Here is a 5420-nt window from a genome sequence, read left to right on the forward strand (position 1 = left end):
GACCTGGGAGTGTCCGTACTTTCAGGTCAAATTCGATGCCTCCTGGGCGAACTGGGTCATGTCGGCCAACAGCCGGCTGGGCCTGTCCGATGCCTTAATGAGTCGGTGTGTCGTTCTCGACCTGCCTGACCTGACAGGCTTACAGCTGTGCGGCTACGTCGCGACACAGGGAGAGCGGCGAAGGGTGCCGCGACTAGCTGTAGATGCCATGACCGACGCGATACATATGACCGTGAGGTCAGGTCTGATGCCAAGCCTGCGCACCGCGAACCGCATGCTCGACCGTGCCGAACTGCTGGCCCCCCGGCCGGTGCTGCAATGACGCAGACGGCGCACCAGGATGGACAAGGGCCGGGTATCGCCCGCTAATACGCCTCACAGTTCATGGCCCCCACGCGGTGCTGCGGAAGGTGTCGAGAGAATTGCGCGTACGCATCTGGCCGGGGAAGGATGCTAATGGACCTTACGTTGTCGTGGAGTCAATGACGGCCGATGACTTGGCGGTTGTCGCCCGGATTCTTACGGCGTGTGATTGTTAGGTCGTCGCAGTCATTGGCTTAGACGGAATGCGTTTCCGCGCTTGGGATGCGCTGTTGAAAGCGCTTGGCACCAAGGAGTTGGGTGGCCCTGTCCCCGAGAATCGACGGCATTCCGCTGCTCGTGTCGCGCACCGGACGGTCGAGCGAACTGGGCTACGAGATCCATCTGCGCAACAGCGCTGATGGCGACGCGCTGTGGGAACGGATCATGGCGGCGGAGATGGCCTTCGGTCTGAAGCCTGGCCACACCTCCTCGATCCGCCGGATCGAGGCGGGATGCTGTCATACCATGCGGATGCGGATATCACGACGAATCCCTACGAGCTGGGGCTCGACCGCCTTGTCAACTTGGACATGAAGGCCGGTTTCATCGGCTAGGCCGCGCTGTGCCGCATCCGCGATCAGGGTGTCAGCCGGATACGGGTCGGCGTGATCATCGACAGTGAACCGATGAAAGGTCCGAATACGACCTTCTGGCCGGTCAGCCGGGACGGCACGCAGATCGGCAAGGTCACATCGGCGGTCTATTCCCTTGGCTGGAACGGAACCTCGCTTTGGTGATGGTCGCCACCGCCCAAGCGCAGATCGGGACCGAGGTGGAGGCCATGACCCCTCCGGGCGGGCCCGCGCGACGTGGTGCAACAGCCGTTCTACGACCCCAAGAAGAGGCGTGCCGCCGCCTGATCGGCCCGGCCCGGAAAAGAGACCTGATCCATGTTCGACTTTTGATCCAACTGCATTGGCAGCGTGCAGAACCCATGCTGCTGACCGGACAGTATGCCAATGCACATTCCGTGCAGTTCAACAGCGATTGCGACATCCGTGTGGACGCCGCCCCCGACTGGGTCGGCGACCCGGCCCATACCAATCCAGAACAGGCGCTGGCCTCGGCGCTGTCGAGTTGCCACATGATGACCTTTCTGGCGCTGGCGGCCGAGGCCGGCTGGCCGGTGGCTAGCTACAGCGACCATGCCATCGCCTAATTGGGCAAGAACGCCCAATGCCAGATGTCGGTGACGCGCATCGACCTGCACCCGGTCGTGCGGTTCGATACAGGTTTTTCGCCGTCCGGAGCCGAACTGGACAAGATGCAGCACCGCACGTACCGCTACTGCTTCATCGCCAACACACTGGCGGACAGCGTCGAGATTAACATCCTGCAACCCGCCCATGCAGGCCCGGATGCCATGCTGACGGCCAGCATCCTGATGCAGAATCTGGACGCTGACGGCATCCTGCGCCTGACACTGAACGACCCCGCGCGGCGCAATGCGCTGTCGGAGGGAATGCGGGCTGAACTGGCGGGTGCCTTTGCCCGGGCCGGGGCCGATCCTGCAGTCCGTGTCATTGTGATTGCCGCGAACGGCCCGGCCTTCTGTGCGGGTCATGACCTGAAGGAAATGACCGCAGGCCGTGCCGGTCTTGACGACAGGCGCACCTATTTCGCCCCGGTCCTGACGCAGTGTTCCGGCGTCATGCAGAGCATCGTCGCCGGGCCAAAGCCCGTCATTGCCGAGGTCACGGGCGTGGCCACCGCCGCGGGCGCTCGCCTGCCTGGCAGGATGCCCGAGATGGTGGACGCGAACCCTACAACACCGGGCTTGATCGCAATCCCACGAATCATCACCCCCTGACGCCGCTGACATTTCTGGAACGCGCTGCCAGCGTGTTTCGGACCATACGGCCATCGTGCATGGTGCGTTGCGGCGCATCTATGCCAATTTCTACCGACGGTCGCGGAAGTTGGCACTGGCGCTGACACAGGCGGGGATCGGGCGCGGCGATACGGTTTCGGTCCTGCAAAACGGCCATGACGCCCGACCGCATTAATGCGGCCCGGGCGCTGAGGCAGGCGCTGGCGGGCCGCTGATCGTCAATGACGACATAGACGCCGCTTCCGCGGCCGAGGTGGACGGGGTTCATCTGGGTCAGGATGATGTGAAGGTTTCCGAAGCGCGCGCGCGGCTGGGGCCCGACGCGATCATTGGCCTGTCATGTGAAACAGTGGATCAGGTGCGCGCGGCCGACCCGGGCGTCGTGGACTACCTTGGCATCGAGACCAGATTTCCGACAGCCTCGAAGCCCGATCACAAGCCCCGCATCGGGTTGCGGTGTCTGGCCGAACTGGTCGGATCTGCCACCCTCCAGAGTGTTGCCATCGGCGGGCTGAAGCAAGAGCACGCCGCGGGTTTGCTGGCCGCAGGCTGCGAGGGCATGGCCGTGGTCTCCGCGATCTGCGGGCAGCCGGACACCGAACGCGCCGCCCGTGCCCTACGCCACGCCCTCGACATGGCAAGGGCAGCCGCCCGTTGATCCGGAATGTCCTCACCATCGCCGGTTCCGACCCGTCGGGCGGTGCCGGCATCCAGGCCGACCTCAAGACCTTTGCCGCGACCGGCACCTACGGTATGGCTGCGCTGACGGCGCTGACAGCACAGAACGCCCAAGAAGTCAGCGCGGTCGAACTGGTGCCGCCGGCCTAACCCCCTTCTTCGCCAGCTCTTGGGCGCGGGCGGTAACGGGGCAGAACCTGATCGTCGACGGAGGATTGGTCTTTGGTTGATAAGCGGCTGCCGTCCGATTGCGCCAGCAGCGGTCGCGATGCCCGCAACGTCGACCAGCCAGATTTGCGGATAATTCCGTCGTGGCCGACGACCAGCGCGCATCGCCGTCTCACCGCACCAGCCTACATTGATGACAAACTTGGTCTGGAGTGCCGCCATGATCCTCTACGTTCTGACAGCCAATCTTTTCCTGGCGATCGATGCTGTGATGCTGACTTATGTTATGAAGCCTCTCTTCACCCGTCACCTTGGGGAGACAATGCGGGACAGCCCGATGCTTGCCCCCGCAGGCCTATTCTATCTGGCCTATGTCGCCGGTCTCGTGTTTCTTGTGTCAATACCCGCGTTGCGTGACGAAACCCCTGGCCGGGCAGCACTCCACGGGGCCATCATCGGTGCAATGGCTTATGGCACCTATGAGTTCACCTCAATGTCGATCATGAAGAACTGGTCCTGGCAGATGGTCGCCACAGATACGATCTGGGGCGCTATGCTGACCGGTTTCTGTGCTTGGGCTGGCGTCGCCCTGATGCTGCGCTTCCAGAGCTGACCATCGGTTTCCGGCAACATCAATAAGGATGAGAAGGCGTGCAACTTTGGCTCTGACTCACTTTTGATGATGCCCGTGAGACGGTGCCGGTAGGTCTTCTCATGGACGTCATGTGGCGGGGGTTTGATGCCGCGCCTGAACAAGAAGAATTTTCTGCCTGCTGGGCTGTTGGTCGATCAATTGGGTTTCGACAGTGGACAGATCAAGATTTCTGCCAAAGCTGCAAACGGTTGGGCGGCGTGCCCCAAGTGTGGAGTACGATCCGGACGGGTTCACAGCCGTTATCGCCGCCGCCTCGCCGATCTGCCGGCGCATGGCTTTGACGTTCACCTGGTGGTGCAGGTCAGACGATTTCGCTGCTGCTCGGGCAAGTGCTGCCGCGCGATCTTTGCCGAGCGACTGGATCCCGGCCTGACCCGCCCCCATTGGCGGCGAATAGCCCGCTTGCAGGGATTTATCCGCCTCCTCGCGCTGGCACTGGGCGGACGTCCAGCGCAGGCGCTCGGGCGGCGGCTTCCGCTGGCCGTCAGCAAGAATACGTTCCTGCGCAGCTTTGCTGATAACGAGGGTGACGGCATGGCGGAAGCGCGGATAATTGGCATCGACGACTGGACCTGGCGCAAGGGCCAGCGCTACGGCACGCTGATCTGCGATCTGGAACGACGCCGGGTGATCAATCTGCTGCCGGATCGCGCGCCTGCCACGGTCGAAGCCTGGTTGCGTGCCCATCCGCAAGTCGAAGTGGTCGTCCGCGACTGCAACGGCGTCTATGGCAGCGCCATCACGAAGGCCTTGCCAGAAGCCATTCAGGTCGCCGATCGCTGGCACCTGCTGGAGAATGCCAACGCGGCCTTCCTGTCGGTGGTCCAGAGGGGCATACCCGCGATCCGCAGGACGATCGGCATCACCAAGCTGGATCCGACACTGCTGACAGCGGCGGAAAGATTGCAATACGGAGGGGTTCCGGCGAAGACAGGATATCAACAAGATGGTTCGGAATATGGCCATAGACGGCTCCCCGACCAAGCAGATCGTCCGCCGGACCGGGCCGAGCCGGACGCTTGTCCGTCAGATCCTGCGTGGCGAGCGCGAGGACGTGTTCCGCGTCTGGGGAAGCAGTCTTGCGCCATGGCTCTCGCGGCTGGAAAGCGAATGGTCGGACGGCTACCGCAATGGTGCCGAGTTGTGGCGGCGGCTGAAGGGCAATGGGTTCCGCGGCAGCCTCAGGGTTGTGGGTGAATGGGCCACCCGGCAGCGGCGCGCCGAAAGGGCTTTGCCGATCGCTATCGGAAAGTCGTCGCCAGCGCGACGGATCGGACGCCTGCTGACTATTGGACGTGACCCCCTGAGTAAAGCTGATGCCGTTCTGGCAACGCAGATCGAAGCCGCCCTGCCGGCCTTGGCGCAGTTCAGACTGCTTGCGGACCAATTCACCAGCACGGTGCGCACGAGCTGCGCTGATCAAATCGACCCATGGCTCAAAAACGCAAAAGCCAGCTTGCTGTCCTCCTTCGCTCGTGGATTGCAAAGGGATCAAGCTGCCGTTGCCGCCGCCCTGAGTCTGCCGTGGTCGAACGGGCAGACCGAGGGCAAAATCAATCGCCTGAGACTTCTCAAGCGCAAGGTGTATGGCCGCGCGAGTATAACGACCCTGAAAGCCCGCATCGCCGCAACAACCTGAGGAGAAGAGATCGACGTCATCAAAAGTGAGTTGGAGCCCAATTCTGACCTGGTAGCGGGGTTATCGGTGCCCCAAAATGACCCCCC

At 62.7% G+C, this 5420-nt stretch carries 6 protein-coding genes and 4 pseudogenes; all 10 read left to right on the plus strand.

Going from position 1 to position 5420, the window contains the following annotated elements; translation table 11 throughout:
* Window positions 1–322: pseudogene (locus ACOI1H_RS23350) on the plus strand (peptidase); the annotation flags it as partial.
* Window positions 323–621: 299 nt separating this feature from the next.
* Window positions 622–897, plus strand: a complete 276-nt coding sequence (locus ACOI1H_RS23355; protein WP_422440559.1) for a hypothetical protein — start codon at window positions 622–624, stop codon at window positions 895–897.
* Window positions 898–968: 71 nt separating this feature from the next.
* Entirely contained in the window at window positions 969–1100 is a 132-nt protein-coding gene (locus ACOI1H_RS23360; RefSeq protein ID WP_422440561.1) for a hypothetical protein, read from the plus strand.
* A complete protein-coding gene (locus tag ACOI1H_RS23365; RefSeq protein WP_422440564.1) occupies window positions 1100–1522 on the plus strand; it encodes an OsmC family protein in 423 nt (140 codons plus the stop codon). Before ACOI1H_RS23360 ends, ACOI1H_RS23365 begins: the two co-directional genes overlap by 1 nt.
* Window positions 1523–1546: 24 nt before the next feature.
* The gene (locus ACOI1H_RS23370; protein WP_422440562.1) at window positions 1547–2173 is read left to right on the plus strand and encodes an enoyl-CoA hydratase-related protein; all 627 of its coding nucleotides are present in this window, start codon (window positions 1547–1549) and stop codon (window positions 2171–2173) included.
* Window positions 2170–2339, plus strand: a pseudogene (locus ACOI1H_RS23375) (AMP-binding protein); the annotation flags it as partial. The gene ACOI1H_RS23370 and the pseudogene ACOI1H_RS23375, both read left to right, overlap by 4 nt.
* Window positions 2340–2408: 69 nt before the next feature.
* Window positions 2409–2852: a thiamine phosphate synthase gene (locus tag ACOI1H_RS23380; RefSeq protein WP_422440566.1), complete on the plus strand. Its 444-nt coding sequence runs from the start codon at window positions 2409–2411 to the stop codon at window positions 2850–2852.
* Window positions 2849–3019: pseudogene (locus tag ACOI1H_RS23385) on the plus strand (bifunctional hydroxymethylpyrimidine kinase/phosphomethylpyrimidine kinase); the annotation flags it as partial. The gene ACOI1H_RS23380 and the pseudogene ACOI1H_RS23385, both read left to right, overlap by 4 nt.
* A gap of 241 nt (window positions 3020–3260) precedes the next feature.
* A complete protein-coding gene (locus ACOI1H_RS23390) occupies window positions 3261–3653 on the plus strand; it encodes a DUF2177 family protein (protein ID WP_422440563.1) in 393 nt (130 codons plus the stop codon).
* A 126-nt stretch (window positions 3654–3779) separates the two neighbouring features.
* A pseudogene (locus ACOI1H_RS23395) lies at window positions 3780–5334 on the plus strand (ISL3 family transposase).
* The last annotated feature ends 86 nt before the right edge of the window (window positions 5335–5420 follow it).

It is taken from the genome of Loktanella sp. DJP18 (assembly GCF_049310965.1).
GTDB lineage: Bacteria > Pseudomonadota > Alphaproteobacteria > Rhodobacterales > Rhodobacteraceae > Loktanella.